The organism is Bradyrhizobium sp. NBAIM01 (assembly GCF_020194115.1).
GTDB lineage: Bacteria > Pseudomonadota > Alphaproteobacteria > Rhizobiales > Xanthobacteraceae > Bradyrhizobium > Bradyrhizobium yuanmingense.
In genome coordinates, this window is record NZ_JADYVU010000001.1 from 675,354 (window position 1) to 701,707 (window position 26,354).

The window sequence follows — 26,354 nt, forward strand, 5'->3', positions numbered from 1 at the left end:
ACTGCCCGTTTGTTGGTAGCCTGCCGCACCGACAGACAGCAATCGGGGACCACCGAATGACGCGCGCCAATCCCGCATCTCCCGCACAACGCAATGGAGCAGCGAGGAAACATATCGGTCGGGCACTCGCCGCAACCGCGGCATTGGCTGCGCTCGCCGGCTGCGAGGACAAGAACACGTTCGTGGCGCCGCCGCCGCCCAAGGTCGACGTCGCGACGCCGGTGCAGCGTCCGGTGACGCGCTACATCGAGGCCACCGGCAACACGGCGCCGATCAAGAGCGTCGATCTCGTCGCGCGCGTGCAGGGCTTTCTGCAAACGATCGATTATCAGGACGGCACGTTCGTGAAGCAGGGCACCCAGCTGTTCACGATCGAGCCTGAGACCTACAAGCTCAAGCTCGAGCAGGCGCAGGCGGCCGAAGTTGGCGCGCAGGCTTCGCTCCGGCAGGCGGAGGCCGACTACAAGCGGCAGGCCGAGCTGGTGCAGCGCCAGGCCGTCTCGCAAGCCACGCTCGACACCTCGACCTCGAACCGCGACAACGCCCAGGCCAATCTGCAGCAGGCCCAGGCCAACACCAAGCTGGCCGAGGTCAATTACGGCTACACCAAGGTCACGGCACCGTTCGACGGCATCGTCAGCGCGCACATGGTCTCGATCGGCGAGCTCGTCGGCGTCTCCTCGCCGACCCAGCTCGCCACCATCGTGGCGATGGACCCGATCTATGTGAACTTCACCGTCAACGAGCAGGACGTGCTGCGCATCCGCGCCGAGGCGACCCGTCGCGGACTGACGCCCGCGGACATGAAGCACTTCCCGATTCAAGTGGGGCTGCAGACCGATACCGGCTACCCTCATGAGGGCAAGCTCGACTACGTCTCGCCGACCCTCAACCAGTCGACCGGCACGCTGGCCGTGCGCGGCCTCGTTCCCAACGACAAGCGGGTGCTGCTGCCTGGCTATTTCGTCCGGGTCCGCGTGCCCTTCGACCAGGAGAAGAGCGCCCTGCTCGTTCCCGACACCGCGCTCGGCAGCGACCAGGGCGGCCGCTATCTCCTCGTCGTCAACAGCGACAACGTCGTCGAGCAGCGCAAGGTACAGATCGGCCCGGTCGACAACGGCCTGCGCGTGATCGAGAGCGGCCTGAAGCCAGAGGATCGCGTCGTGACCGCGGGGCTCTTGCGCGTCATCCCGGGCCAGAAGATCGACCCGCAGGTGACGAAGATCGAGCAGACGCAGGCCTCGAGCAAGTAGGGGCTGCCAGCCATGATCTCACGGTTCTTCATCGAGCGGCCGGTCCTCTCGAACGTCATTGCGCTGCTGATGATCCTGATCGGCGGCGTCGCGCTGTTCAATCTCGCCATCGCGCAATACCCCGACGTGGTGCCGCCGACCGTGCAGGTCACCACGCGCTATCCCGGCGCCAGCGCCAAGACCGTGATCGACACCGTGGCGCTGCCGATCGAGCAGCAGGTCAACGGCGTCGAGGACATGCTCTACATGCAGTCCTACAGCGGCTCCGACGGCACCTACACGCTGACCGTGACCTTCAAGATCGGCACCGACCTCAACTTCGCGCAGGTGCTGGTGCAGAACCGCGTCTCCAGCGCATTGTCGCAATTGCCGCAAGCGGTGCAGAACCAGGGCGTCACCGTGCAGAAGCGGTCGACCTCGATCCTGTTGTTCGTGACGCTGACCTCGCCCGATTCGCGATACGACAGCCTCTACTTGAGCAACTACGCCACCATCAACATCCGCGACGAGCTCTCGCGCCTGCCCGGCGTCGGCAACGTCACCGTATTCGGCGCCGGGCAATACTCGATGCGGATCTGGCTCGATCCCAACAAGCTGCAGGTGCGTGGCCTGGTGCCGCAGGACGTGATCCAGGCAATCCAGCAGCAGAGCCAGCAGGTCGCCGCCGGTCAGGTCGGCGCGCCGCCGACGCCGCCGGGACAAGCGTTCCAGTACACGCTGAACGTCAACGGACGGCTCGACGATTCCGGCCAGTTCGAGAACATCATCGTCAAGACGGGCACGAGCGGCGACGTCACGCGGGTGCGCGACGTCGGCTGGGTCGAACTCGGCGCGCAGACCTACAGCCAAATCTTCTCGCTCAACAAGCAACCCGCGGTCGGCATCGGCGTGTTCCAGTCGCCGGGCGCCAACGCGCTGCAGGTCGAGCAGGCCGTCGAGAAGAAGATGGCGGAGCTCGCCAAGCGCTTCCCCGAAGGCATCAAGTACGACACGCCGTTCGACACCACCAAGTTCGTCGAGGCCTCGGTGCACGAGGTCTACATGACCTTGATCGAGGCCGGCCTGCTGGTGCTGGTCGTGATCCTCATCTTCCTGCAGGACTGGCGCGCGATGCTGGTGCCGGCGACGACCGTGCCCGTGACCATCATCGGCGCCTTCGCCGCGATGGCGGCGCTCGGCTTCACCATCAACATGTCGACGCTGTTCGCGATCGTGCTCGCGATCGGCATCGTGGTCGACGACGCCATCGTCGTGGTCGAGGGCGCCGCCCACAACATCGAGCAGGGCATGAACGGCCACGACGCCGCGATCCGCGCGATGGACCAGCTGTTCGCGCCGATCGTCGGCATCACGCTGGTGCTGATCTCGGTGTTCCTGCCGGCTTCGTTCCTCGCCGGACTGACCGGGCGCATCTATTCGCAATTCGCGCTGGTGATCGCCGCGACCGCCCTGCTCTCCGCCATCAACGCGGCGACCTTGAAGCCGACGCAATGCGCGCTGTGGCTGCGACCGGCGGTGCCGCCGGAGCAGCGCAATTTCTTCTATCGGGGCTTCAATGCGGTCTACAACCGCGTCGAGCGCGGCTACACAAGGCTGATCACGTTCCTCGTGAAGCACGCCACCATCTCGGTCGCGTTCGCACTGCTGATCATCGCCGCCAGCGGCTACGGCCTGTCGCGGGTGCCGACCGGCTTCCTGCCGATCGAGGACCAGGGCTATCTGATCGCCGCGGTGCAGCTGCCCGACGGCGCCGCGCTGGAGCGGACGCAGGCCGTGCTCGACAAAGCGAGCGGGCTGATCAAGGACACGCCCGGCGTGGCGCAGGTCATCACCATCGCCGGCATCTCCGCGCTCGACAACAGCGCCAGCCTCGCCAATGCCGGCGTCGCCTACATCATCCTGAAGGACTGGGACGCGCGTAAAGGGCCCGGTGAGGATCTGCGCTCGCTGGTCTTTGGCCTGAACGACAAGCTCGCTGATATCATGGAGGCGCGCACCATCGTGTTGCCGCCGCCCCCGATCCAGGGCATCGGCAACGCCGCCGGCTTCTCGATGCAGGTCGAGCTGCGCGACGGCAACAGCGATTTCGCCAAGCTGCAGGCCATCACCGGCGCGATGGTGTCCAACGCACAGAGCCAGAGCGCGCTGCAGCGCGTGCAGTCCTCGTTCCGCTCCTCGGTGCCGCAATTCAACGTCGAGATCGACCGCATCAAGACCCAGACGCTGCACGTGACGACGGATCAGGTGTTCTCGGCGCTGTCGACCTATCTCGGCTCGTCCTATGTCAACCAGTTCAACAAGTTCGGCCGCGTGTTCCAGGTCTACACCCAAGCCGATCCCGCGTTCCGCGTCACCGAGCGCGACATCGCCAACATGCAGGTGCGCAACTCGAACGGCGACATGATCCCGATCGGCACCGTCGCAAAGATCACGCCGGCCACCGGCCCGTCGCTGATCAGCCTCTACAATCTCTATCCGTCCTCGACCGTGATCGGCCTGCCGGCGCAGGGCTATTCGTCGGGCCAATCGCTGAAGCTGATGGAGGAAATCGCGGACAAGACGTTGCCGCCCGGCACCGGCTATGAATGGACCGCGATGTCGTATCAGGAGAAGGCGGTCTCGAACCAGATCTACTGGGTGTTCGGCCTCGCCATGCTGCTGGTCTATCTCGTGCTCGCCGGCCAGTACGAGAGCTGGTACGCGCCGATCTCGGTGATTCTCGCCGTGCCGCTGTCGCTGCTCGGGCCGATGCTGATCCTCTCCGCCCTCAAGATCGACAACAACCTCTATTGCCAGATCGGCCTGATCCTCCTGATCGCGCTGTCGGCCAAGAACGCCATCCTGATCGTCGAGGTGGGGCTCGAGCTGCACGGCCGCGACGGCAAGCCGATCATCAAATCCGCGATCGAGGCCGCGCGCGCCCGCTTCCGGCCGATCCTGATGACCTCGTTCGCCTTCATCCTCGGCGTCGTCCCGCTGGTGCTCGCCACCGGCGCCGGCGCCAGCGCGCGCAAGTCGATCGGCATCACGGTATTCTCGGGCATGCTGGCCTCGACCTGCCTTGCGGTGCTGTTCGTGCCGGCCTTCTTCGTCGTGGTGCAGCGTTTCGAGAACTGGCGGTCGTCGAAGAAGAAGCCGCAGGCGGTGGCGGAGGTGAAGCCCTAACCCTGCTCCGCCGGCGCCTGCCGCGCCTCGCCGCTCGAGACCAGGAGCACCGAGACCTTCGACTGTCGCAGCACTGCATCGGCGACGCCGCCGAAGGAGAGATGGTCGGCCTGGATCCGGTCAACGCCCATGACGACGAGGTCGACGTCGGTGGTGTCGATCTCGCGCAGAATCGCCGCCTCCGGCGCGCGGTTCACGCGCAGGGTCGTGGTGATGTCGACGTCGTAGCGGGCGGCGAGATCGCTGGTGTCCTTGAGGATGCCTGTCTCCTGGCTCAACCCGCGCGAGCTACCGCGCTGCGCACCCTTGTCGCGCGTTGTCGCTACATAGACCACCCGAAGAGAACCTGAGCCGGCCTGCGCCAGCGCCACGGCGACCTCGGCACCGCGCTTGGAGACGGCGCTGCCGGACACGGGAACGAGGATGTTGAGCGCCTCGGGCATCGGCTGTTTCAGGTGCTTGCCCTTGGCGGCCACGATCGCAAGCGGTCCTTCGAACTTCGCGGCAATATCCTCGACCTTGCGATCGAAACGGTCCTTGGTGGCGGCGACCTTGGCGATGCCGACGACCAGGAGATCGAAGCCCTTGCGCGCCTCGTCGGCAATGGTCTCGCCAAGCTCCGCGCGCCTGGTGCGGCTGATGACATCGACGCTGCCGGCATCGTTGTCGCTGTTGGCGGAGACGGTTTCGGCCGCCTTCTTCACCACGGCTTCGTGGCTCACTTCCTCGCCGCGCCCCTTCTCTTGTTCCTCGGCGCGCTTGCCGATATGCAGCACCGTGATCGGCAGGCCGCGCATGCCGGCGATCAGTCCGGCGACATGCGCGGCGAAGGTGGCGTTGACGCTCTCGTCCACCGCGAGCAAGGGACGTTCGAGATTGGCGACGGAGCCGCGCCTCTCGAACTCCTCGCGCTCCAACCGCTCCTTCTCCTCCGCGCTCATCGGCAGCCTGGCCAGCGCCGCGCGCAGCATCGGCGGCATCGCCATCGTGGTCACGATCGCCATCGTCACGATCATCGTGAACAGGTTCTGGCTGAGCACGCCGATCGACAGGCCAATGGTCGCGATGATGACCTCGGTCGAGCCGCGCGCGTTCATGCCGCTGGCGAGGGCCAGCGACTCCCTCCCGTTCAACCCGCCCACGGTGCCGCCGACGAACGCGCCACCGAACTTGCCGACGCTGGCGATCACGACGAGCAGGCCGGTGAGCATCAGGAGGTTGGGATCGCGCAGCACCGTGAGATCGGCGCTGAGCCCGGCGAGACCGAAGAACACCGGCATGAAGAAGCTCGAGATCAGCCCGCGCAGGCGCTCGTCGATCTGCCGCGTCAGGATCGGCGATTCCCCGACCAGGATGCCGGCGACGAAGGCACCTAATACGGTGTGGACGCCGATCAGATGCGTGATCATCGCCATGACGCTCATCAGCAGCAGGATCACGGAGATGACCGCGGCCGCGCTGACGAGATTGTCGTTAGCCCAGCGGATCAGCTGGAACACCAGGCGGCGGCCGATGGTGAAGCTGACCGCGAGGAAGGCGAGCGTTCCCAGCACCGACTTGGTCACGGAAGCGATGTCGAGCGAGCCTTGCGAAGCGAGGCTGAAAATGACGGCGATGATGATCCAGCCGATTGTGTCGTCGATCACGGCGGTCGCGACGATGATCTGCCCAACGTTGCGGCGCATGAAGTTCATCTCGCGCACGACGACCGCGACGATCTTCACCGAGGAGATCGACAGCGCCGTGCCCATGAACAGCGACGCCACCAGGCGCTCCTGCGGATTGGGCAGCAGCGCATCCGGCAGGAACTCGCCGAGTGCGAAGCCGCAGGCGAACGGCACGACGATGCCAGCGATCGAGATCGCGATCGCGGCCCTGCCCACCTTCCGGACCAGCTTGAGGTCGGTTTCCATGCCGGTCAGCAGCAAAAGCAGCAGGATGCCGAACTGGGCGATGCCGGCGATCATCGCCTTCTGCTCGGGCGCGTTGGGAAAGATCGCGGCTTGCGCCTCGGGCCAAATCCAGCCGAGCAATGACGGCCCCAGGATGATGCCGGCGAGCAGCTCGCCGATCACTGAGGGTTGGCCGACGCGCATCATGATCTCGCCGAGGCCGCGACCCACCGCGATCAGCAGGACGATCTGCGCCACCAGCAGGAATTCGGACGGGCCGGCCGATTTGCCCGCTTCGGCGCCGGCCGCAATGGTGGTGAGGATGAGCGCCGCGGGGACGAGGCCGACCGGCCGGAGCAAGGTCCACAGCATGCAGGCGTCATTTCCCCTTTACCCGGCCCCGCTGTCGGGGCCACGGGGATAGAACCCGCGGGAGGCGGCGGGAGTTCCTGCCGCGCACGACGGGACGGAGGGGGCAAAAACGCCAAACGCGAAAACAACCCCATGCACAGTAGGGATGCCGTTGAAAACTTTCAAAAAGTTCGGCTTTGCCGAAACGGCTTGCTCCGTCGGGCAAAACACTGGCAGAATGGCATCGTGGGTGGCATGGCGAGGGTGCCTCCTCATTCTCCGTCATTCCGAGCGCAGCGACTTGTCCGCCGAAGCCTTGGCGAAGGCGGAAGCAATCCAGAATTTTTCCGCGGCGGCAATTTGGATTGCTTCGTCGCAAGGGCTCCTCGCAATGCGGTGGAGAGAGTCTCCCTCACACCACCTGCGGCGTGCGGATCTCGCGCGGCAGGATCAGCGCGGCGGCGATGGCGAGCAGGCAGAGGGCGGCGAAGGCGTGCAGCATGGTGACGAATCCGCCCCGCTCATAGAGCCAGGCGACCAGACCGACGGAGGCGCCGGCCGCGGTGAAACCGACGAAATAGCGCACGGCATAGGCGCGCGAACGCCACTCTTCCGTGGTGTATTTGCCGACCATGGCGTCGTTGACCGTCACCTGCCCGAACGCACCCATGACGATGCCGATCGAAACGACGATCAGCGGCAGGTTGGACAGGCTCGCGGCCAGATACAGGAATGGCGCCAGCATGAAGGAAAGTGGCAGCGCCACCGTCTTCAGGGAGTAGCGGTCGAGCAGCCGGCCGATCGTGTACTGCGTCATCGCGCCGAACACGTAGACGCCGGCGGCGATGACACCTAACAGAGCCGGGCTCTTGGTCAGGTCCGCAAGGCGCTCGGCGAACAGCTTTGGCAGCGCCACGGTGACGGCGTTGAAGGTCGTGGAGATCGCGATCACCACGATCAGCAGCGCCAGGATCACGCGCCACATGTCCTGCCTGGCCACCCGCGCCTGCGCCGCCGCTTGCTTCGAGCCCTTGCGGTCCTCATGCACGACGCTCAGCGCGAAGGCGATGCCGATCAGGACCGTAACCGCGCCAGGAACGATGAACGCAAAACGCCAGCCGAGATATTGGCCGATCACGCCGGTGACCAGGGCCGACGACGCCACGCCGAGATTGCCCCAGACGCCATTGATGCCCATCTCGCGGCCGAGCCGGTCGGCGTAGGACACGATCATGGCGGTGCCGACGGGATGATAGATCGACGCAAAGATGCCGATCGCAAGCAGCGCCGCGCCGAGCTGCACGGGGGTCTGCACGAAGCCGACCGCGATCATCGAAAGGCCGATGCCGACGAAGAAGATCAGCATCATGTGGCGGCGGCTCCAGCGATCGCCCAGCCAGCCGGTGAGCAGCGAGCCGGCGCCGAAGGCAACGAAGCCCGGCGTCGCGTAGGGCAAGAGTTCCGAATAGGCCATGCCGAGCGCCGGGCCCATGATGATGACAGCGGCGGCGAAGATCAGCATCGAATAATGGTCGATGAAATGACCTGCGTTGACGAAACCGATGACCCGACTGGGGCTGTTCATTCCCGAATCCTCTCCTGCTCCGAAATGAGTTATATGTCCTCCCCATGACGGGATGCTGCCAATGACTGTCTTGGAAACGCCAATCCTGCGGGAGGTCCGGAGCAACCACCGCTCGCCCGCGGGCGTGCACCTGGTCGCCCGCGACTATCCCAAGGGGATGCGGATCGATCTGCACATGCACCGCGAGGCGCAGCTGATCTATGCGACAAAGGGCACGATGCAGGTGACGACGCCCGCCGGACGCTGGCTGGTGCCGCCGGACCGCGCGGTCTGGGTGCCGGCCGGGCTCGAGCATGCCATCGACCTGCTGGCCGACATCGAGATGCGCACGCTGTATTTCGACCTGTCCTGGCTGAAGCGCGAGCAGCGCTATGACGGCCTGACCAGGGAATTCGTGGTGCGGGTGTCGCCGCTGCTCAATCAGGCGATTCTCGCGCTGTTCGACGGGCGCAACACCGAAGAGCGCACCGAGCTCCTGGTGCGCCTGGTGATGCTGGAATTGCACCAGGCCGAGGATTCCGCGACCTTCGTGCCGCTGCCGCGCGAAGCGCGCTGCCGCCGCGCCGCGATGATCGTGCTCGACGATCCCACCGGCCTGCACGACATCGACACGCTGGCGCGCGCGGTCGGAACCTCCGCGCGTACGCTGTCGCGGCTGTTTTCGAGCGAGACGCAGCTGAGCTTCAAGAGCTGGTGCCAGCGCGCGAGGATTGCGGCGGCGATCGAGCGGATATCGACGGATGCGAGCGTGTCGGTGAAGCAGCTCGCGACCCAGCTCGGCTATGCCAGCGTGCCGGCGTTCTCGGCCGCATTCCGCCAGGTGACGGGTCGGACGCCGACGGAGTTTGCAACACACGCGGTGTCGTCGCCCGGCTTGACCGGGCGACCCAGTACGCCGAGACGGCTCGGCTAGAATCGAGAAGCTGCGGCGTACTGGATGCCCCGGTCAAGCCGGGGCATGACAGCGCGTTGGAATGAGCACTGCCCGGCATATCATCGACCCGTTCCGGCATGCCCTCATTCTCCAAACGCACGGCGGAGCGAAAGATGCCGCATTCGCCTGCTTGATTGTGATCGGCTTGCACCCAAATCCCGTGTAAGCTTGCCGCATCGCACAGACCTGATACGAAAGCCCCGATGGCCAACGCCTTCTTCTCCGACCTGCTTGCCACCATCTCCGAGCGCGGCCGCACGTTGCTTCGCCGGGGGGACGCCGCCGAAACCAAGCATGATGCCGACGGACTGCTCGAGCTCTGCGATGCGCTGCTGTCGGGCCGGGGCGAAGCCTCGGGCACCGCGATGGCGCGCGAGGTGCTCGACATCTACCGGGAGCTGGACGCGGCGGCACGCCGCGCCTTCTTCGAGGGCTTGGTGCGCGATTTCGGTCCCGATCGGGAGCGCCTGTCCAAGGCGATCGAGACATGGCGCGCCGCGCCCAGCGACGAGGACGCAAGCTCGCTGCACTTCGCCTCAGAGCCGCGCCGGCAGGAGCTGATCCGGCGGCTCAACCGCGCACCCGGCGGTACCGGCGATCTCGTCAACATGCGGGCCGATCTGCTCGGCATGATGAACGGGCACACCGATCTCGCCGCGCTCGATCGCGACGTCTCGCATCTTCTCTCTTCGTGGTTCAACAGGGGGTTTCTCGTGCTGCGCAGGATCGACTGGTCGACTCCGGCCAACATCCTCGAAAAGATCATCCGTTATGAGGCCGTGCACGAGATCTCGGACTGGGACGATCTGCGCCGCCGCATCGATCCGGTCGACCGGCGCTGCTACGCCTTCTTCCATCCTGCGATGGTGGACGAACCCTTGATCTTCGTCGAGGTGGCGCTGACCGAGACGATCCCCGGTGCGATCCAGCCCCTGCTCGCGGTCGACCGCCAGCACCTGCCGATCGAGCGCGCGCGCACCGCCGTGTTCTATTCGATCTCCAACACCCAGCGCGGCCTGGGCGGCATCTCCTTCGGCAGCTTCCTGATCAAGCAGGTGGTGGAAGAGCTGCGCCGCGAGCTGCCGAAGCTCGACACGTTCGTGACGCTGTCGCCGGTGCCTGGCTTCATGGCCTGGGTGAAGCAGGACAAGGATCTGCCGCTGTCGGACGAGGACCGCGAGGTGCTGAGGCGCCTCGATGATCCCAGATGGTTCGAGAGCCCGGAGACGGCGGCACTGCTCCGCGCCGTGCTGGAGCCGCTCGCGGCGCACTATTTCCTCAAGGCGCGCACGCCGAAGGGCAAGCTGATCGATTCCGTCGCCCGCTTCCATCTCGGCAACGGCGCGCGGCTGGAGCGCATCAACTGGCTGGGCGACCTCTCGCCCAAGGGAATGCGCGAGTCCGCCGGCGTCATGGTCAACTACCTCTACCGCCTCGACGACATCGAGAAGAACCACGAGGCCTATGCCAATGACGGCGAGGTCGTGGCGTCGAGTGCGGTGAAGAAGCTGCTGAAGGGCGAAGGGCGAAGGCTGCTGGATATGAGGCTGTCGTAGGGGGCGGACGCTTACCACATCGTCATTGCGAGCACAGCGAAGCAATGCCGCCGTGGAAAGATTCTGGATTGCTTCGCTGCGCTCGCAATGACGGAGTGTGGGGCGACAGCTGGCGAAACCCAACGACCGCCCGCCGCAGGCTCGGACAACCACGGATGACTTCGGCTCTCACCGTCATTGCGAGGAGCCCTTGCAACGAAGCAATCCAGGCTGCTGCCGCGGAAAGATCCTGGATTGCTTCGCTACGCTCGCAATGACGGAGGTCCTGGCAGCGGCTCGCCGAGTAGCCGCAGATCTCCTGCCGGTCAGATCAGCGTCGCGTACAAATCGTCCCAATTCGGATTGAGGCTCTCAATGAGCGCAAGCTTCTTCGCCCGGCTGCCACCTTTGATCTGCTTCTCGCGCACAATCGCGTCGGACATGGTCGCGTGCAGCTCGTACCAGACGAGGAGCTTGCAGCCGTGCTTCGATGAAAAACCCTTTACCAGTCCTTCGCGATGCTCGAACGCGCGGCGCGGCGGATGGGAGGTGACGCCCGTGTAGATCGTCCCGTTGCGGCGATTGGCGAACATGTACACGCAGGTTGCTTCATAATCGTACTCGGCTGAGGACAGCTTCTACAATAGCACAACCAGGAGATGACTACGAGGCTTTCGCCAGCGTCATTGCGAGGAGCCGTTGCGACGAAGCAATCCAGACTGCCGAAGCGGAAAGACCCTGGATTGCTTCGCTGCGCTCGCAATGACGGAGTGTGTGGCGACAGCTCGCGCAATTCGGCACATTGGGATGCGGGCCAGACGCCCGCGAGCGGCAGTGGCCCCTCCACCGTCATTGCGAGGAGCTCTTGCGACGAAGCAATCCAGACTGCCTCCGCGGAAAGATTCTGGATTGCTTCGCTGCGCTCGCAATGACGGAGTGTGTGGCGCGGACGTCGCGCTCCAACGACACTCCTACTCCGCCAGCGCCTTCATCTCCTTGTAGAGATCGGACTTGCCTTCGAAGCCGATGCCTGCAAGCTCGGGCATGGTGATGTGGCCGTTCTCGACGCGGACGCCGTCGGGGAAGCCGCCATAGGGCTGGAACAGGTCGGGATAGCTTTCGTTGCCGCCTAAGCCGAGGCCGGCGGCGATGTTGAGCGACATCTGGTGGCCGCCGTGCGGGATGCAGCGGCTCGGCGACCAGCCGTGGGTCTTCAGCACCTCCAGCGTGCGCTGGTATTCGCACAGGCCATAGGACAAGGCGCAATCGAATTGCAGCCAGTCGCGATCGGGGCGCATGCCGCCGTAGCGGATCAGGTTGCGGGCGTCCTGATGGCTGAACAGGTTCTCGCCCGTCGCCATCGGGCCCGGATAAAATTCGGCGAGCGCGGCCTGCAGCGCGTAGTCGAGAGGATCGCCGGCTTCCTCGTACCAGAACAAGGGATAGTCGCGCAGCATCTTGGCGTAGGCGATGGCGGTCTCCAGGTTGAAGCGGCCGTTGGCGTCGACGGCGAGCTGGGCGTCCTTGCCGATCTCCTTCAGCACCGCCTCGATGCGCCTGCGGTCCTCGGCGATATCAGCGCCGCCGATCTTCATCTTGACGACGTTGTAGCCGCGATCGAGATAGCCGCGCATCTCAGCCCGCAGCATCGAGAGATCCTTGCCGGGATAATAATAGCCGCCGGCGGCGTAGACGAAGACGCGCGGATTGGCTTTGACGCCGTGACGCTCGGCGAGCAAGCGGAACAGCGGCTTGCCGGCGATCTTCGCCACCGCGTCCCACACCGCCATGTCGATGGTGCCGACCGCGACCGAGCGCTCGCCGTGGCCGCCCGGCTTCTCGTTGGTCATCATCGCGGCCCAGACCTTGTCGGGGTCGAGATTGTCGCCGGCTGCGTCGAGCAGCGACTTCGGATCAGCTTCCGTGATGCGCGCGGCGAAGCGCTCGCGGATCAGGCCGCCCTGCCCGTAACGGCCGTTGGAGTTGAAGCCGTAGCCGACGACGCGCTTGCCGTCGCGGACCACGTCGGTCACGACGGCGACGAGGCTGGTCGTCATCTTGGTGAAGTCGATATAGGCGTTGCGGATCGGCGAAGAGATCGGCTTGGTGATCTCGCGGACGTCGACGATGCGGATGGACATTGGGGGCTTTCAGTGTTTATTTCGTCATCGCGAGGAGCGAAGCGACGAAGCAATCCAGCTGCCTCGGCGAAAAGATTCTGGATTGCTTCGCTCGCAATGACGAGGGAGAGAGTGTGCGCCCCTCGCAATGACGCGGAGAGAGCGAGGCGCGCTCGGCTCAAACTATTTCTTATCCCGGAAATACGGCTCGACCGGACCGTGCACCTTAATGGTCAGCGGGTTGCCGTGGCGATCCTTGGCGTTCCCTGCGGTGACGCGGACCCAGCCTTCGCTGATGCAGTACTCCTCGACATTGGTCTTCTCGATGCCCTTGAAGCGGATGCCGACGTCGCGCGACAGGATCTCCGCGTTGTAATAGGGGCTGTTCGGGTCGACCGACAGGCGGTCCGGAAATTCGTCGCTCATGATTGTCTCGCTCACAACAGTGTTTCGATTTGATTGCGCAATCCTTCGGGCCGGGCGGTCGGCGCGTAGCGCGCGACCACGCGGCCCTCACGGTTCACCAGGAATTTGGTGAAATTCCATTTGATGGCGGCGCCGAGAAGCCCGGATTGCTGGCGTTTCAGGTACTCGTACAGAGGATGCGCCTTCGGCCCGTTGACGTCGATCTTCTCGAACAGGGGGAAGGTGACGTCGTAATGGGTCGAGCAGAATTCCTGGATCTCGCTCGCCTGCCCTGGCTCCTGCGCGCCGAACTGGTTGCAGGGAAAGCCGAGCACCGAGAAGCCGCGGGGAGAGAGGTCGCGATGGAGATCCTCGAGGCCGCGATATTGCGGCGTGAAACCGCATTTGCTCGCGGTGTTGACGATCAAGAGCACCTGCCCCTCGAAACGCCGCAGGGCGACCTCCTCGCCGGCCAGCGAGTTGGCCTTGAAGTCGTAGATGGCGGTCATCGCTAGCCCACGGGATCGATCGGCGATGGCGGCACGCCGCCGGCCTCGATCGCTTCGCCGGCGAGCAGGCACAGATCCTCGCGATAGCGGCCAGAGACGATGTGCACGCCGACCGGCGCCCTGCCGACGAGACCTGTGGAGACCACGAGGCCCGGCAATCCCATGAAGGGAATCGCGATCTGCGGCAGCTGCGCTTCCCAGACCCGCTTGAAGGAATCCTCGTCCTTGCGGTCGAGATGGTCGGGGAACGGCAATTCGCCGGAGACCGGCGTCAGCAGCACGGCGTATTTTTCGAAGAACAGCATCCAGTCGCGGGTCAGCGTGGCTCGCCGGGTCAGCGCCTTGGCGTAATTGGCCTGATCCATCGGCGTGACCCTGGCGCGGTTGCCGCGCAGGCAGGCCAGTGCGCCGGGATCGCCCTCGCGCTCGGCCATCTCCAGCTGCGCCTCATAGCCGTCACCGAGCCAGAGCTTGATCTGCCATTCCACCGCTTCGCGCATCGGCGGCGTGTCCTCGATCACATCGACGGTCCAGCCCGCGCGCTCCAGCCGCTTGCCGGCATCGCTCACCGCGGCCTTCACCTCCGGTGCGGTGGCAAGGCCACCCGGATTGAGGCACAGCGCAGCGCGCTTGTCGCGTGCGGGTCCTTGCAGCGGCACCGGCGCGAACCAGGGATCGCGGATGTCGCGGGCCGACATCGCTTCAAGCGAGATGCGCAAATCGTTGACCGTGCGCGCCAGCGGGCCCGAGACCGCCATGATCTGCGGACCGATCGGGCGCTCCGGCAGCGCCGGGTTGAAGGCGGGAATGCGTCCGAGCGTCGGGCGCAGACCGTGCACGCCGCAGGCATAGGCGGGATAACGGATCGAGCCGGCGATGTCGGTGCCGTGCGCGATGTGGCCGATGCCGGCCGCGACCGCCGAGCCGGCGCCGCCGGACGAGCCGCCCGGCGTCAGCGAAGCGTCGCGGGGGTTCTTGGTGTCGCCGTGGATGAGATTGGTGGTGAACCAGCGGTAGGAGAAGGCCGGGCAATTGGTGCGGCCGAGCAGGATGGCGCCCGATTTCCGGAAATTGGCGACCACCGGATTGTCCTCGCGCGCGATCAGGTCGCGCTGCAGCTTGAGGCCGTTGGTGGTGGCAAAGCCTTCCTGGTCGACATTGGCCTTGATGGTGACGGGCACGCCCGCGAGGACGCCGGGGTCCTCGCCCCGGCTAATTGCGGCATCGACGGCATCGGCCTGCTTGAGCACGTCATCCGGCCGGTGGTCGATCACCGCGTTGAGCTGGGGATTGACGGCATCGAGCCGCGCGAGACCGGCCTTGGCGGCCTCCCTGGCGGAGACTTTTTTGGACCTGACGAGGGTGGCGAGGTCGGCGGCCGACAGGCGCCAGAGATCTTGCATGGCTTGCTCCGTATGACAGGCGTCTTTTAGCGCCGGGAACGCGGCAAAGCCATGCGGATTTCGCGGGGGTGAAAGGCGGGTTTTGCGCCGGGCGTTGCCTCATTCTCCGTCATTGCGAGGAGCCCTTGCGACGAAGCAATCCAGGCTGCCTCCGGGGGAGGGATCCTGGATTGCTTCGCTACGCTCGCAATGACGTGGAGAGAACGGTGAGCCCGTTACCTACCGCGTCCGGCTAATGCCTCGTCGCGGACTGGTCCGGCATGTCGAGCAGCGCTTCGGTGAAGGGAAACTCCAGCACGATCTCGCCGTCGGCGTCGGTGACCTCGATGACGGCCTCCAGCAGCGCCGGCTGGGTTCCTTCCGACTTCACAACCTCAAGGATCATCTGGCGCGCGACCTCCCAGGCGCGATCGGGGTTGCGCAGGTCCTCGCCGTCAGGATCCACGATCAGTTCGTCGCCGATGCGGGTGTTGAAGAAATATCTGGGCATGCCTGATCCAATGGGGTCGTCTGTCGCCGATGAGAAGCCGGTCCTTACTCACAACTGGTTTATCCCGACAGGGATCACGACCTATCGGCAATTTTGCGTATCTGATCCGCTCATCTTTGCGGCCGCAATACGCCATCTTTGCAGTGCAACAATTCCCGCAGCCTACTACCTAGGTCGGGAAAATTTCACTGGCGAACTTTGCCGTCCGCACTAATTTGTCCAATGGGCGGATACGTCCGAATTCGCGAAAATGGAGAGCCAAATGGCCTGGAAAGCCCCTAAGATCGTCGAAGTGCCCTGCGGCATGGAAATCAATATGTATGTGAGCGCCACCCGCAAGTAAGCGGCTGGTGGAAACGCGTTCTGCGCAGGTGGTTCTTTCGGTCACGATACGTTTCCGGCAGAGAGAAACCTTGTCCGAAACTGTCTCGGCCTGAGATCCACCTCGCCAATTCGCCTCCAGGAGACGGATCATGCTTCGCGTCGTCGTCCTGGGCGCCGGGGCCGGCGGCGGAGTTCCGCAGTGGAATTGCGGCTGCGAAGGCTGCCGCGCGGCTCGTGCGAAGGGACAAGAGCTGTTTCGAACCCAGGCTTCTGTCGCCTTCAGCGGCGACGGCGAGCACTGGTTCCTGATCAACGCCTCACCCGATCTTCGCCAGCAATTGAACGCCACGCCGCAGCTGCACCCAAAGGCGGGCGCGCTGCGCCACACGCCGATTGCGGGCGTGATCTTGACCAACAGCGAAGTCGATGCCGTGGCCGGCCTGCTGTCGATGCGCGAAGGCTCGCCCTTCACGATCTATGCGCACGAGAAGGTGCTGGCGATCCTCAGCTCCAACAGCATCTTCAACGTGCTGAACGAGAAGAACGTGCGGCGCCAGCCGATCGCGATCCGCGAGCCGTTCGAGCCGCGGCTGCCCGACGGCACGCGCTCGGGGCTCGAGGTGCTGCCCTTTGCCGTGCCGGGCAAGTCGGCCTGGTATCTCGAAGGCAAGGTGCATCCGGGCGGCGAGAGCGGCGACGGCGACACGCTGGGCCTGAAGATCACCGACAAGGCCACGGGCAAGTTCTTCTACTTCATCGCGGCCTGCGCCGAGGTGACCGACGCGCTCAAGGCCGAGATCGACGGCGCTTCACTAGTGTTCTTCGACGGCACCGTCTGGCGCGACGACGAGATGATCAGGGCCGGCCTCGGCCACAAGACCGGCAAGAGCATGGGCCATGTCGCCATGTCCGGCGAGGACGGCGCCATCGCCCGGCTGGCCGATCTCAATATCGACAGGAAGCTGTTTCTGCATATCAATAACTCGAATCCGGCGCTGCTGCCCGGCTCGCCCGAGCGCAAGCTCACTGAGGAGGCGGGCTGGCAGATACCGGCGGATGGAACGGAGATCGTGCTGTGAACGCCGAATCACTGACTGGAATGACCGCGCTCTCGATCGGCAAGGACTTGAGGCTCAACTCGGCCGAGGAGCTCGAGGCGGCGCTGCGCCACATCGGCGCCACGCGCTATCACAGCCTGCATCCGTTCCATAAGCTGCTGCATGGCGGCAAGCTGAACAAGGGCCAGGTGCAGGCCTGGGCGCTCAACCGCTACTATTACCAGAGCACCATTCCGATCAAGGACGCGGTGGTGATCTCCCGCTTCCGCGACCGCGCCACGCGGCTGGAATGGCGCCATCGCATCGAAGACCATGACGGCGATGTCGACAGCGAGGGCGGCATCGAGCGCTGGATCAAGCTGACCGAAGGGCTCGGGCTCGACACCGCTTACGTCGAATCCACCGAAGGCATCTTGCCGGCGACGCGCTTCGCGGTGGAAGCCTATGTGCACTTCTGCCGCGAAAAAAGCCCGCTGGAGGCGATCGCCTCCTCGCTCACCGAGTTGTTCGCGCCGAACCTGCATGAAGAACGCATCTCGGGCATGCTGGAGCACTACGACTTCGTCAACCCCGATATCATGAGCTACTTCAAGCGCCGCCTGACCCAGGCGCCGCGCGACGCCAATTTTGCGCTCGATTATGTCAAGAGGCACGCCACGACGCCGGAGCAGCGCGCGCAGGTCTGCAACGCGCTGATCTTCAAGACCAACGTGCTGTGGGTGCAGCTGGATGCGCTCCAGCATGCCTATGTCGAGGGCCACATTCCGCCGGGCGCGTTCGTGCCCAAAGCGAGCTAAGGATTAAAAGCAATGGCCGGGCCGCGGAACATCAGCGTCAGCGAGGCGAGCCGCCCCGTGCTGCCGCGGCATGCCAAGCTCAGATATGACGAGACCCGCAAGGTCTGGGTGATCCTGGCGCCGGAGCGCGTGCTGGCGCCGGACGAGATTGCGGTCGAGGTCTTGCAACTCTGCAACGGCGAGCGCAATGTCGGCGACGTCGCCGATCAGCTCGCCGCAAAGTACGCAGCGCCGCGCGAGGCGATCCTGGCCGACGTCATCGCCATGCTGCAGGATCTCGCCGACAAGGGCTTTCTCACCGAGATCAGGGAGAAGACGTCATGAGCGACGTGACCATCCCGCCCAGCGACAGCCTCGCGGTGCTGGAGAAGCAGCGCTCGACGGCGGAGACGTTCGGCATTCCGCTCGCGGTGCTGCTCGAGATCACCCATCGCTGCCCGCTGCAATGTCCCTATTGCTCCAACCCGGTCGAGCTCGACCGCTCCGGCAAGGAGCTGACGACGGACGAGTGGAAAAAAGTGCTGAGCGAGCTCGCCGAGATCGGCGTGCTCCAGGTGCATTTCTCCGGTGGCGAGCCGACGGCGCGGAAAGATCTCGTCGAGCTGGTCAAGCATGCCAGCGACGCCGGGCTCTACACCAATCTCATCACCTCGGCCGTGCTGCTGACGCGCGAGAGGCTCAGCGATCTCGCAGATGCCGGGCTCTGCCATGTGCAGATCTCGTTCCAGGGCATCGAAGACGGCCTCGCCGATCGCGTCGCCGGCTACAAGGGCGGCCACCGCAAGAAGCTCGAGGTCGCGAAATGGACGCGCGAGCTCGACCTGCCGCTCACCGTGAACGCGGTGATGCACCGGCAGAACCTGCACCAGTTGCCCGACATCATCCAGATGGCGCTCGATCTCGACGCCGACCGGCTCGAGGTCGCCAATGTGCAATATTACGGCTGGGCGCTGAAGAACCGCGCCGCGCTGATGCCAACCGTGGCGCAGCTCGATGAGTGTACCCGCCTCGTTGAGGAGGCACGCGAGCGGCTGAAGGGCCGACTGACCATCGACTACGTGGTGCCGGATTATTACGCGCTGCGGCCGAAGAAATGCATGGGCGGCTGGGGCCGGCAGTTCTTCAACATCTCGCCCGCCGGCAAGGTGCTGCCCTGCCACGCCGCCGAGAGCATCACCGGGCTCGATTTCGAATCGGTGCGCTCCAACCATTCGATCGCCTGGATCTGGCAGAACTCGGAGGCCTTCAACCGCTATCGCGGCACCGGCTGGATGAAGGAGCCGTGCAAGAGTTGCGAGTTCCGCGAGATCGATTTCGGCGGCTGCCGCTGCCAGGCCTTCGCGCTGACCGGGGACGCCGCCAACACCGACCCGGCCTGCGCGCTGTCGCCGCTGCACGAGACCATCTTCAAGCAGGCGGAAGCCGAGGCCGCAGGCGACACCAGCCGCTTCCTCTATCGCAACTTCGCCGGCGGCACCCTGGAATCCGAGAATGACGCCTGACGCCGACGCGGGCACAGCGGCCAAACGCACTGATCCCTTTGCGCCGCTGACCTCCGATATGCTCGACGTCGGCGACGGCCATGAGCTCTATGTCGAGAGCGTCGGCCGCAGCGACGGCATCCCCGCGGTCTATCTGCACGGCGGGCCCGGCAGCGGCTGCCAGCCCGACCATCGCCGGCTGTTCGATCCCGACCGCTTCTGCGCCGTGCTGTTCGACCAGCGCGGCTGCGGCCGCAGCCGGCCCAAGGGATCGCGCGAGCACAACACCACACAGCATCTGATCGCGGACATGGAGACGATCCGCGAAAAGTTCGGCTTCGAACGCTGGATGGTGGTCGGCGGTTCCTGGGGCGCGACGCTGGCGCTGGCGTATGCAGAGGCGCATCCCGAGCACGTCTCCGGCATAGCGCTGCGCGCGACGTTTCTCGGCACGCGGGCCGAGGTCGAGACGGCCTTCACCTCGCGCCTGTCGCAATTCCATCCGGCGCTGTACGAGGATTTCCTCAGCGTGCTGCCGCCAGAGGAGCGCGACCGGCCGGTGGATGCCTATTGGCGCCGCATCCTCGATAGCGACCCTGCCGTGCATGGCCCGGCGGCGAAGGCCTGGCACGACACCGAGCGCGTCTTGTCCGAGCACAAGCCGGCACGGACGCGGCTCGACCTCGCCGGGCTGAACGTCTGGCGCACATTGCCGGCGACGCCGTTCATGGAAGCGCATTATTTCATCAACGACAGCTTCATGAACGAGGACCAGCTGCTGCGGAACGCGGGCCGGCTCGACGGCATTCCCGGGATGATCGTGCAGGGTCGCTATGATCTGTTGTGTGCTCCCGCGACAGCGCAGGCCCTTGCGAAAGTATGGCCCGGTTCCGAGCTTCGCATCGTGGAAGAAGCCGGGCATTCGCTCTATGATGGCGGCGTGAGGGACGCGGTCATGAAGTCGATCGCGGACCTTGCGTCGAAGATCGGGCGATGAGAGGACAAGAAGAATGCCGCTCGCCGGAAAGGGCATGCTGCTGACGTCGATGAACATCGACGCTGCGGACGAGGCCGATTTCAACCGCTGGTACGATCGCGAGCATCTGGAAGAGCGTGTCGCAATCGACGGATTTCTCGAAGCGCGGCGCTATGTCGCGCATGCCGCCAACCCCAAATATCTCTCGCTGTACTCGACCGAAACGCTCGGCGTGCTCGACAGCCCCGCCTACCGGGCGCGCCTCGCCGACCAGACCGAATGGTCGCGGCGATCCATGGCGCGCTTCAGGGACATGCTGCGCGTGGTCGCGCGCATCACAATCAGCAAGGGTACTGGCCGCGGCGCGTCGCTCGGCCTGGTGCGGCTGCGGCCGACGCCCGACAACGCCGGTGCGTGGCGTGATGCGCTGCAAGAAAAGCTGGCGCCGCAGGACCGCGACGGCATCATCTCGATGCACCTGCTCGAAAGCGAGCCGGAATTGTCGGGCGCAACGGCGGGAATTCCGGCGGTGCGCAACGAGGGCGCGCGCGACTGGTTCGTGCTGATCGACGGCACGCACGTCAATGCCGTCTCCGCCGTCATCGCCGAGCGCTTCACCGGCCCGGCTGCGGCGCCCTTCCCGCTCCCCATCTCCGTCGGCACCTACTGCCTGATGTGGGACCTCGCCAAGAGCGATGTCGCGCGCGGCTGAACGGCATCCGCATCGCAGCATATTGCACCGCACGCATCTCGTGCGCCGCGCGTTAATGCCGTGCACGCGTAGCTCCCATGAAAGCGGTGACGCGCGCAAATTTGCCGTTGTACTTCGGAACGGTTCTAATAAGCTAACCCAATGACGTCATTCAGAAACCAGATCGAAGCGCGTTAAGCGCTCGCCAAGCTCAAACAAAAAAGGCCGCGGGGTCTTCGGGCCTGCGCGGACAGGGTAGGAATGAAACCGACCGACATCGCGGCCCCCGACTACTTTCACAAAGTGGTCGATTGCCAATGGGCCTGTCCTGCGCACACCCCGGTTCCCGAATACATCCGATTGATCGCCCAAGGCCGCTACAGCGATGCCTACATGATCAATTGGAAATCGAACGTATTTCCCGGCATTCTGGGACGCACCTGCGATCGTCCCTGCGAGCCGGCGTGCCGGCGCGGACGCGTGGAGGAAAATCCTGTCGCGATCTGCCGCCTCAAGCGCGTCGCCGCGGATTTCAAGGACGACATCAGGCAGCGGCTGCCGAAGCCCGGGCCGAAGAACGGCAAGCGCGTCGCGCTGGTCGGCGGCGGTCCCGCTTCGCTGACGGTGGCGCGCGATCTCGCGCCGCTCGGCTATCACTGCACCGTGTTCGATGCCGACCCGGAAGCCGGCGGCATGATGCGCACGCAAATCCCGAAATTCCGCCTGCCCAATTCCGTGATCGACGAGGAGACCGGCTACATCCTGGGTCTCGGCGTCGAGTTCAAAGGCGGCCACCGCATCGACAGCATGAAGGCGCTGCTTGCCGAGAAATACGACGCCATCTTCGTCGGCTCCGGCGCGCCGCGCGGCCGCGAGCTCGAGCTTCCCGGCCGGAAAGAGGCCGCCGCCAACATCCATATCGGCATCGAATGGCTGGCCAACGTGTCGTTCGGCCATGTCGACAAGATAGGCAAGCGCGTCATCGTGCTCGGCGGCGGCAACACCGCGATGGATTGCTGCCGCACCGCGCGCCGGCTCGGCGGCGAGAAAGTCACGGTGGTCGTGCGTTCCGGCTTCGACGAGATGAAGGCCTCGCCCTGGGAGAAGGAAGACGCGATCCACGAGGATATCCCGATCCTCAACTACATGGTCCCGGTGGCCTTCAAGCATGTCGCCGGCAAGCTGATCGGCGTCACCTTCCAGCACGTCAAAGCCGAATACGACGCCAAAGGCCGCCGCAATCTGGTGCCTTCGGGCGATCCCGATCAGACCATTCCCTGCGACGACGTGCTGGTCGCGGTCGGTCAGGAGAACGCCTTCCCCTGGATCGAGCAGGATTGCGGCATCGAGTTCGACAAATGGCACATGCCGAAGGTCGATCCGAAGACCTTCGCCTCGACCAATCCGAAAGTGTTCTTCGGCGGCGATGCCGCGTTCGGCCCGAAGAACATCATCTGGGCGGTCGCGCACGGCCATGACGCCGCGCTGTCGATCCACAAGATGCTCTCGGGCGAAGCGGTCGACGAACGGCCGCTGCCGGAGGTGCAGATCTCCTCGCAGAAGATGGGCATCCACGAATGGAGCTATGACAACGACATCTCGCCCGACAAGCGCTATAAGGTACCGCATCGCGACAAGGTCGTTGCGCTGAAGGACATCCGCGCCGAGGTCGAGCTCGGCTATGACGTCAAGCTGGCGCTCGGCGAAGCCCATCGCTGCCTGAACTGCGACGTGCAGACCGTGTTCTCGACCTCGCTCTGCATCGAGTGCGACGCCTGCGCCGACATCTGCCCGATGGATTGCATCACCTTCACCGCCAACGGCGAGGAAAGCGATCTGCGCCAGCGCCTGAAGGCGCCCTCCGCGCATCCGGACCAGGACCTCTACGTCTCCTCGGACCTGAAGACCGGGCGGGTGATGGTGAAGGACGAGGATGTCTGCCTGCATTGCGGGCTGTGCGCCGAGCGCTGTCCCACCGGCGCCTGGGACATGCAGAAATATTTCATCGAGATGACCCACGCAGGTTCGACATGTCCGACAAAAAGCCGATCAGCAGCGTAAACGACTTCGTCGTCCGCTTCGCCAACGTCAACGGCTCGGGCTCGGCCAGCGCCAACGAGATGTTCGCGCGCGCGATCCTGCGCCACGGCGTGCCTGTCAGCCCACGCAACATCTTCCCCTCCAACATCCAGGGCCTGCCGACCTGGTACGAGGTGCGGGTGACGGAAGACGGCCATCTCGGCGCCCGCGGCGGCGTCGACATGATGGTGGCGATGAATCCGCAGACCTGGGACAAGGACGTCGCCGGCATCGAGCCCGGCGGCTACCTGTTCTACGATTCCACCAAGCCGATGCCGTCGACCAAATTCCGCGACGACATCACAGTGATCGGCGTGCCGCTGACTGCGATCACCAACTCGACCTATACCGATCCGCGTCAGCGACAGCTGTTCAAGAACATCATCTATTTGGGCGCGCTCAGCGCGTTGCTCGACATGGACCCCAAGCTGATCGAGCAGCTGATCGGCGAGCAGTACAAAGGCAAGGAGAAGCTGCTCTCCTCCAACGTCCATGCGCTGCATCTCGGCCGCGACTGGGCGCTGCAGAACCTGAAATGTCCGATTGGGCTGCGCGTGAAGAAGTCCGACAAGGTCGGCGACCGCATCTTCATCGAGGGCAACAGCGCCGCCGCGCTCGGCGCGGTCTATGGTGGCGCCACCGTGTGTGCCTGGTATCCGATCACGCCGTCCTCGTCGGTGGCCGAGGCTTTCACCGCCCATTGCAAGAAGTACCGGCACGATCCTGAAACGGGCAAGGCGAAATACGCGATCGTGCAGGGCGAGGACGAGCTCGCGTCGATCGGCATCGTGATCGGCGCCTCCTGGAACGGCGCCCGCGCCTTCACGGCGACCTCCGGCCCCGGCATCTCGCTGATGACGGAGTTCATCGGCCTCTCGTACTTCGCAGAGATCCCGGCCGTGATCATGAATATCCAGCGCGCCGGCCCCTCCACGGGCATGCCGACCCGCACCCAGCAATGCGACATCATCGCCTGCGCCTATGCCTCGCATGGCGACACCAAGCATGTGCTGCTGTTCCCCGAGGACCCGGCCGAGGCCTTCGAGTTCGCGGCCGCCGCCTTCGATCTCGCCGAGCGGCTGCAGACGACGATCTTCCTGATGCTCGATCTCGACATCGGCATGAACCACCGGCTCTGCCGCCCGCTGAAGTGGGACGATGCCAGGCAATATGACCGCGGCAAGGTGATGACGGCGGCGATGCTGGAGGAAGGCCGCGACTTCGGCCGCTATCTCGACGTCGACGGCGACGGCATTCCCTACCGAACCTATCCCGGCACGCATCCGACCAAGGGCTCCTACTTCACCCGCGGCACGTCGCGGGACCGCTATGCGCGCTACTCCGAGGAAGGCACGGTCTACGCCGACAACATGCAGCGCCTGATGCGCAAGTTCGAGACCGCGCAGGACCTCGTGCCGCGTCCGCTGCAGGCCAATGCGGAACGGCCGACCAAATATGGCGTGATATATTTCGGCTCGACCTCGCCGGCGATGGACGAGGCGATCGGCCTGCTGGAAGCGCGCGGGCATCAGCTCGACCGTCTGCGCATCCGCGCCTTCCCGTTCCATTCCAGCGTGGCCAGCTTCCTCGCCGAGCACGATTTCGTATACGTCGTCGAGCAGAACCGCGACAGCCAGCTGCGCCAGCTCATCGTCAACGAGAACGGCATCGATCCCGTCCGGCTGGTGCCGATCGTGCATTACGACGGCACGCCGATCACTGCTCGCTTCATCGCCAAGGCCATTGGCGACCACCAGGACCACCTCAAGGTGACCCCGCTCCGCAAGGCCGTTTCATGACTTACATCGCAAAACCGAAATTCCATCATCCGGGTCTGAAGAAGAACGCGCTCGGCTACACGCATCGCGATTACGAGGGCAAGATCTCGACGCTGTGTGCCGGCTGCGGCCACGATTCGATCACCGCCTCGATTATCGAAGCCTGCTACGAGCTCTCGATCGAGCCGCACCGGGTGGCGAAGATCTCCGGCATCGGCTGTTCGTCGAAGACGCCGGACTATTTCCTCGGCAATTCGCACGGCTTCAACTCCGTGCACGGCCGCATGCCATCCGTGCTGACAGGCGCCAATCTCGCCAACCGCGATCTGATCTATCTCGGCGTCTCCGGCGACGGCGATTCCGCCTCGATCGGCTTCGGGCAGTTCGCGCATTCGATCCGGCGCGGCGTCAACATGACCTATATCGTCGAGAACAACGGCGTTTACGGCCTGACCAAGGGTCAGTTCTCGGCCACCGCCGACCGCGGCTCGAAGAGCAAGAAGGGCGTCACCAACACGGACAACGCCATCGACCTCGTCGCCATCGCGCTGCAATTAGGGGCCACCTTCGTGGCGCGCTCGTTCTCCGGCGACAAGAGCCAGCTGGTGCCGCTGATCGCCGCCGCGATCGGCCACAAGGGCGCGTCCTTCATCGACGTGATCAGCCCCTGCATCGCCTTCAACAACCATGCCGGCTCGACCAAGAGCTTCGACTATGTCCGCGAGCACAATGACGCCGTGAACCGGCTCGACGTGCTGGTCGGCCGCGACCCGATTGCGGTGGACTACGCGCCCGGCACGGTGCAGGTGGTCGAGCAGCACGACGGCAGCAAGATCGCGCTGCGCAAGATCGATGCCGATTACGATCCGCACGACCGCCTGGGCGCCCAGACCTTCCTCGCAAGGCACGCCGCCAAGGGCCAGATCGTCACCGGTCTTCTGTACGTCGACCCTGAGGCCGAAGACCTGCACGAGCATCTCAACACGGTCGAGACGCCACTCAACGCGCTCGAGGCGGACATGCTCTGCCCGGGCTCGGCGGTGCTGGACAAGATCAACGCCAGCCTGCGGTGATCATCTTCGCGCTGATGCCGCCGGCCTGACGCGTATCGTGATCTTCTCCGACACGACGGGTGGTTCGAACGGATAGTGCTTGGCGTCGCCAAGCACCAGTTGCAGCGTGTGCGTGCCCGGCGGAAGCTCGAGAAACGTTTCGGTTTGTCCGGCTCCGAAATGCAGATGGGACTTGTCCTGCGGAATCGGCTCCTTGGCATCAATGGGGTCTTTCACATCGATCAACAGATGATGGTGGCCGGCATTGTGGTAGTCGTCACCGGCATGCGTCACGCCCATGTTGCGCAGGCCGAACCGGACCCAAAACCCACCACGGATCTTCTGGCCGTCATACGGCGAGATGAAATAAAGCTTGGCGTCCTTTGGCGCAGTTTTGCCTTGCGGATAGGCCGCGCCGGGGAGCAATGCGATGGCGGCCGCGAGCGCGATACAGGAAACGATCTTCATCAAATTGA

Annotated in this window: 23 protein-coding genes; 14 read left to right on the forward strand and 9 right to left on the reverse strand. The window is 64.7% G+C overall.

Annotation, left to right across the window (positions count from 1 at the left end):
- The first annotated feature begins 56 nt into the window (after positions 1–56).
- Together I6F31_RS03135 and I6F31_RS03140 are read left to right on the forward strand one after the other, a co-directional pair.
- Positions 57–1,253, forward strand: coding sequence for an efflux RND transporter periplasmic adaptor subunit (locus I6F31_RS03135; RefSeq protein ID WP_036015683.1), 1,197 nt, complete (start codon positions 57–59; stop codon positions 1,251–1,253).
- 12 nt (positions 1,254–1,265) lie between these two features.
- Positions 1,266–4,418 carry a multidrug efflux RND transporter permease subunit gene (locus I6F31_RS03140; RefSeq protein ID WP_225184672.1) on the forward strand — a complete coding sequence of 1,051 codons (3,153 nt, stop codon included), beginning with the start codon at positions 1,266–1,268 and terminating at the stop codon, positions 4,416–4,418.
- Here the strand turns inward: I6F31_RS03140 and I6F31_RS03145 are convergent.
- Together I6F31_RS03145 and I6F31_RS03150 are read right to left on the reverse strand one after the other, a co-directional pair.
- The gene (locus I6F31_RS03145) at positions 4,415–6,682 is read right to left on the reverse strand and encodes a cation:proton antiporter (RefSeq protein WP_225184673.1); all 2,268 of its coding nucleotides are present in this window, start codon (positions 6,680–6,682) and stop codon (positions 4,415–4,417) included. The two genes, I6F31_RS03140 and I6F31_RS03145, sit on opposite strands and share 4 nt — an antisense overlap.
- A gap of 391 nt (positions 6,683–7,073) precedes the next feature.
- Complete coding sequence (locus I6F31_RS03150; RefSeq protein WP_036027240.1) at positions 7,074–8,246, reverse strand: MFS transporter; 1,173 nt, start codon at positions 8,244–8,246, stop codon at positions 7,074–7,076.
- A 61-nt stretch (positions 8,247–8,307) separates the two neighbouring features.
- Here I6F31_RS03150 and I6F31_RS03155 point away from each other — a divergent pair, with 61 nt between their 5' ends.
- Both I6F31_RS03155 and I6F31_RS03160 read left to right on the forward strand, forming a co-directional pair.
- Positions 8,308–9,159 carry a helix-turn-helix transcriptional regulator gene (locus tag I6F31_RS03155; protein ID WP_225184674.1) on the forward strand — a complete coding sequence of 284 codons (852 nt, stop codon included), beginning with the start codon at positions 8,308–8,310 and terminating at the stop codon, positions 9,157–9,159.
- A 224-nt stretch (positions 9,160–9,383) separates the two neighbouring features.
- Entirely contained in the window at positions 9,384–10,736 is a 1,353-nt protein-coding gene (locus I6F31_RS03160; protein ID WP_225146871.1) for a malonyl-CoA decarboxylase, read from the forward strand.
- Positions 10,737–11,041: 305 nt separating this feature from the next.
- Here the strand turns inward: I6F31_RS03160 and I6F31_RS03165 are convergent, their stop codons facing one another.
- From I6F31_RS03165 to I6F31_RS03190, 6 genes are all read right to left on the reverse strand, one after another.
- Positions 11,042–11,308, reverse strand: a complete 267-nt coding sequence (locus tag I6F31_RS03165) for a GIY-YIG nuclease family protein (protein WP_225147060.1) — start codon at positions 11,306–11,308, stop codon at positions 11,042–11,044.
- A 378-nt stretch (positions 11,309–11,686) separates the two neighbouring features.
- Positions 11,687–12,856 carry a D(-)-tartrate dehydratase gene (tarD, locus tag I6F31_RS03170; protein ID WP_225146870.1) on the reverse strand — a complete coding sequence of 390 codons (1,170 nt, stop codon included), beginning with the start codon at positions 12,854–12,856 and terminating at the stop codon, positions 11,687–11,689.
- Positions 12,857–13,018: 162 nt separating this feature from the next.
- On the reverse strand, positions 13,019–13,261 hold the full coding sequence (locus I6F31_RS03175) for a DUF3297 family protein (protein ID WP_036007363.1): 243 nt from the start codon (positions 13,259–13,261) through the stop codon (positions 13,019–13,021).
- Between the two features lie 11 nt (positions 13,262–13,272).
- Complete coding sequence (locus I6F31_RS03180) at positions 13,273–13,749, reverse strand: glutathione peroxidase (protein WP_036007360.1); 477 nt, start codon at positions 13,747–13,749, stop codon at positions 13,273–13,275.
- A 2-nt stretch (positions 13,750–13,751) separates the two neighbouring features.
- The gene (locus tag I6F31_RS03185; protein WP_036027256.1) at positions 13,752–15,152 is read right to left on the reverse strand and encodes an amidase family protein; all 1,401 of its coding nucleotides are present in this window, start codon (positions 15,150–15,152) and stop codon (positions 13,752–13,754) included.
- Positions 15,153–15,384: 232 nt separating this feature from the next.
- Positions 15,385–15,642: a hypothetical protein gene (locus tag I6F31_RS03190; RefSeq protein WP_036007354.1), complete on the reverse strand. Its 258-nt coding sequence runs from the start codon at positions 15,640–15,642 to the stop codon at positions 15,385–15,387.
- 262 nt (positions 15,643–15,904) lie between these two features.
- On the opposite strand from I6F31_RS03190, the gene pqqA reads away from it, so the two are divergent.
- The 10 genes from pqqA to I6F31_RS03240 all read left to right on the forward strand — a co-directional run bounded on the left by pqqA (position 15,905) and on the right by I6F31_RS03240 (position 25,899).
- Positions 15,905–15,985 carry a pyrroloquinoline quinone precursor peptide PqqA gene (gene pqqA, locus I6F31_RS03195; protein WP_007595659.1) on the forward strand — a complete coding sequence of 27 codons (81 nt, stop codon included), beginning with the start codon at positions 15,905–15,907 and terminating at the stop codon, positions 15,983–15,985.
- Positions 15,986–16,115: 130 nt separating this feature from the next.
- Positions 16,116–17,045 (forward strand): pyrroloquinoline quinone biosynthesis protein PqqB, encoded by a 930-nt coding sequence (pqqB, locus tag I6F31_RS03200; protein WP_109144745.1) that lies wholly within the window; start codon positions 16,116–16,118, stop codon positions 17,043–17,045.
- Positions 17,042–17,821 carry a pyrroloquinoline-quinone synthase PqqC gene (pqqC, locus tag I6F31_RS03205; protein ID WP_225146869.1) on the forward strand — a complete coding sequence of 260 codons (780 nt, stop codon included), beginning with the start codon at positions 17,042–17,044 and terminating at the stop codon, positions 17,819–17,821. Before pqqB ends, pqqC begins: the two co-directional genes overlap by 4 nt.
- Before the next feature lie 12 nt (positions 17,822–17,833).
- A complete protein-coding gene (pqqD, locus tag I6F31_RS03210) occupies positions 17,834–18,145 on the forward strand; it encodes a pyrroloquinoline quinone biosynthesis peptide chaperone PqqD (RefSeq protein ID WP_025034414.1) in 312 nt (103 codons plus the stop codon).
- Positions 18,142–19,323, forward strand: a complete 1,182-nt coding sequence (pqqE, locus tag I6F31_RS03215; RefSeq protein ID WP_225112124.1) for a pyrroloquinoline quinone biosynthesis protein PqqE — start codon at positions 18,142–18,144, stop codon at positions 19,321–19,323. The genes pqqD and pqqE overlap by 4 nt, the downstream gene beginning before the upstream one ends.
- Positions 19,313–20,299 (forward strand): prolyl aminopeptidase, encoded by a 987-nt coding sequence (gene pip / locus I6F31_RS03220; RefSeq protein WP_109144748.1) that lies wholly within the window; start codon positions 19,313–19,315, stop codon positions 20,297–20,299. The genes pqqE and pip overlap by 11 nt, the downstream gene beginning before the upstream one ends.
- A gap of 13 nt (positions 20,300–20,312) precedes the next feature.
- Positions 20,313–20,990 (forward strand): DUF4286 family protein, encoded by a 678-nt coding sequence (locus tag I6F31_RS03225; protein ID WP_036027271.1) that lies wholly within the window; start codon positions 20,313–20,315, stop codon positions 20,988–20,990.
- Positions 20,991–21,230: 240 nt separating this feature from the next.
- The gene (locus I6F31_RS03230) at positions 21,231–23,030 is read left to right on the forward strand and encodes an FAD-dependent oxidoreductase (RefSeq protein WP_036007315.1); all 1,800 of its coding nucleotides are present in this window, start codon (positions 21,231–21,233) and stop codon (positions 23,028–23,030) included.
- The gene (locus tag I6F31_RS03235) at positions 23,000–24,847 is read left to right on the forward strand and encodes a 2-oxoacid:acceptor oxidoreductase subunit alpha (RefSeq protein WP_225146868.1); all 1,848 of its coding nucleotides are present in this window, start codon (positions 23,000–23,002) and stop codon (positions 24,845–24,847) included. Before I6F31_RS03230 ends, I6F31_RS03235 begins: the two co-directional genes overlap by 31 nt.
- Positions 24,844–25,899: a 2-oxoacid:ferredoxin oxidoreductase subunit beta gene (locus I6F31_RS03240; protein ID WP_225184675.1), complete on the forward strand. Its 1,056-nt coding sequence runs from the start codon at positions 24,844–24,846 to the stop codon at positions 25,897–25,899. The genes I6F31_RS03235 and I6F31_RS03240 overlap by 4 nt, the downstream gene beginning before the upstream one ends.
- On the opposite strand, the gene I6F31_RS03245 is transcribed toward I6F31_RS03240, so the two are convergent.
- Entirely contained in the window at positions 25,900–26,346 is a 447-nt protein-coding gene (locus I6F31_RS03245; RefSeq protein ID WP_036007306.1) for a DUF4399 domain-containing protein, read from the reverse strand.
- Positions 26,347–26,354: the final 8 nt, after the last annotated feature.

Excerpts from the sequence above, each read along its gene's own strand:
- I6F31_RS03245 (WP_036007306.1), bottom strand. The coding sequence starts at position 26,346 with ATGAAGATCGTTTCCTGTATCGCGCTCGCGGCCGCCATCGCATTGCTC.
- I6F31_RS03185 (WP_036027256.1), bottom strand. The coding sequence starts at position 15,152 with ATGCAAGATCTCTGGCGCCTGTCGGCCGCCGACCTCGCCACCCTCGTC.
- I6F31_RS03230 (WP_036007315.1), top strand. The coding sequence starts at position 21,231 with ATGAAACCGACCGACATCGCGGCCCCCGACTACTTTCACAAAGTGGTC.
- pqqD (WP_025034414.1), top strand. The coding sequence starts at position 17,834 with ATGGCCGGGCCGCGGAACATCAGCGTCAGCGAGGCGAGCCGCCCCGTG.
- I6F31_RS03140 (WP_225184672.1), top strand. The coding sequence starts at position 1,266 with ATGATCTCACGGTTCTTCATCGAGCGGCCGGTCCTCTCGAACGTCATT.
- I6F31_RS03145 (WP_225184673.1), bottom strand. The coding sequence starts at position 6,682 with ATGCTGTGGACCTTGCTCCGGCCGGTCGGCCTCGTCCCCGCGGCGCTC.
- I6F31_RS03150 (WP_036027240.1), bottom strand. The coding sequence starts at position 8,246 with ATGAACAGCCCCAGTCGGGTCATCGGTTTCGTCAACGCAGGTCATTTC.
- I6F31_RS03135 (WP_036015683.1), top strand. The coding sequence starts at position 57 with ATGACGCGCGCCAATCCCGCATCTCCCGCACAACGCAATGGAGCAGCG.
- I6F31_RS03240 (WP_225184675.1), top strand. The coding sequence starts at position 24,844 with ATGACTTACATCGCAAAACCGAAATTCCATCATCCGGGTCTGAAGAAG.
- I6F31_RS03225 (WP_036027271.1), top strand. The coding sequence starts at position 20,313 with ATGCCGCTCGCCGGAAAGGGCATGCTGCTGACGTCGATGAACATCGAC.
- I6F31_RS03160 (WP_225146871.1), top strand. The coding sequence starts at position 9,384 with ATGGCCAACGCCTTCTTCTCCGACCTGCTTGCCACCATCTCCGAGCGC.
- pip (WP_109144748.1), top strand. The coding sequence starts at position 19,313 with ATGACGCCTGACGCCGACGCGGGCACAGCGGCCAAACGCACTGATCCC.
- I6F31_RS03180 (WP_036007360.1), bottom strand. The coding sequence starts at position 13,749 with ATGACCGCCATCTACGACTTCAAGGCCAACTCGCTGGCCGGCGAGGAG.
- I6F31_RS03175 (WP_036007363.1), bottom strand. The coding sequence starts at position 13,261 with ATGAGCGACGAATTTCCGGACCGCCTGTCGGTCGACCCGAACAGCCCC.
- pqqE (WP_225112124.1), top strand. The coding sequence starts at position 18,142 with ATGAGCGACGTGACCATCCCGCCCAGCGACAGCCTCGCGGTGCTGGAG.
- I6F31_RS03235 (WP_225146868.1), top strand. The coding sequence starts at position 23,000 with ATGTCCGACAAAAAGCCGATCAGCAGCGTAAACGACTTCGTCGTCCGC.
- I6F31_RS03155 (WP_225184674.1), top strand. The coding sequence starts at position 8,308 with ATGACTGTCTTGGAAACGCCAATCCTGCGGGAGGTCCGGAGCAACCAC.
- pqqA (WP_007595659.1), top strand. The coding sequence starts at position 15,905 with ATGGCCTGGAAAGCCCCTAAGATCGTCGAAGTGCCCTGCGGCATGGAA.
- tarD (WP_225146870.1), bottom strand. The coding sequence starts at position 12,856 with ATGTCCATCCGCATCGTCGACGTCCGCGAGATCACCAAGCCGATCTCT.
- pqqB (WP_109144745.1), top strand. The coding sequence starts at position 16,116 with ATGCTTCGCGTCGTCGTCCTGGGCGCCGGGGCCGGCGGCGGAGTTCCG.
- I6F31_RS03165 (WP_225147060.1), bottom strand. The coding sequence starts at position 11,308 with ATGTTCGCCAATCGCCGCAACGGGACGATCTACACGGGCGTCACCTCC.
- I6F31_RS03190 (WP_036007354.1), bottom strand. The coding sequence starts at position 15,642 with ATGCCCAGATATTTCTTCAACACCCGCATCGGCGACGAACTGATCGTG.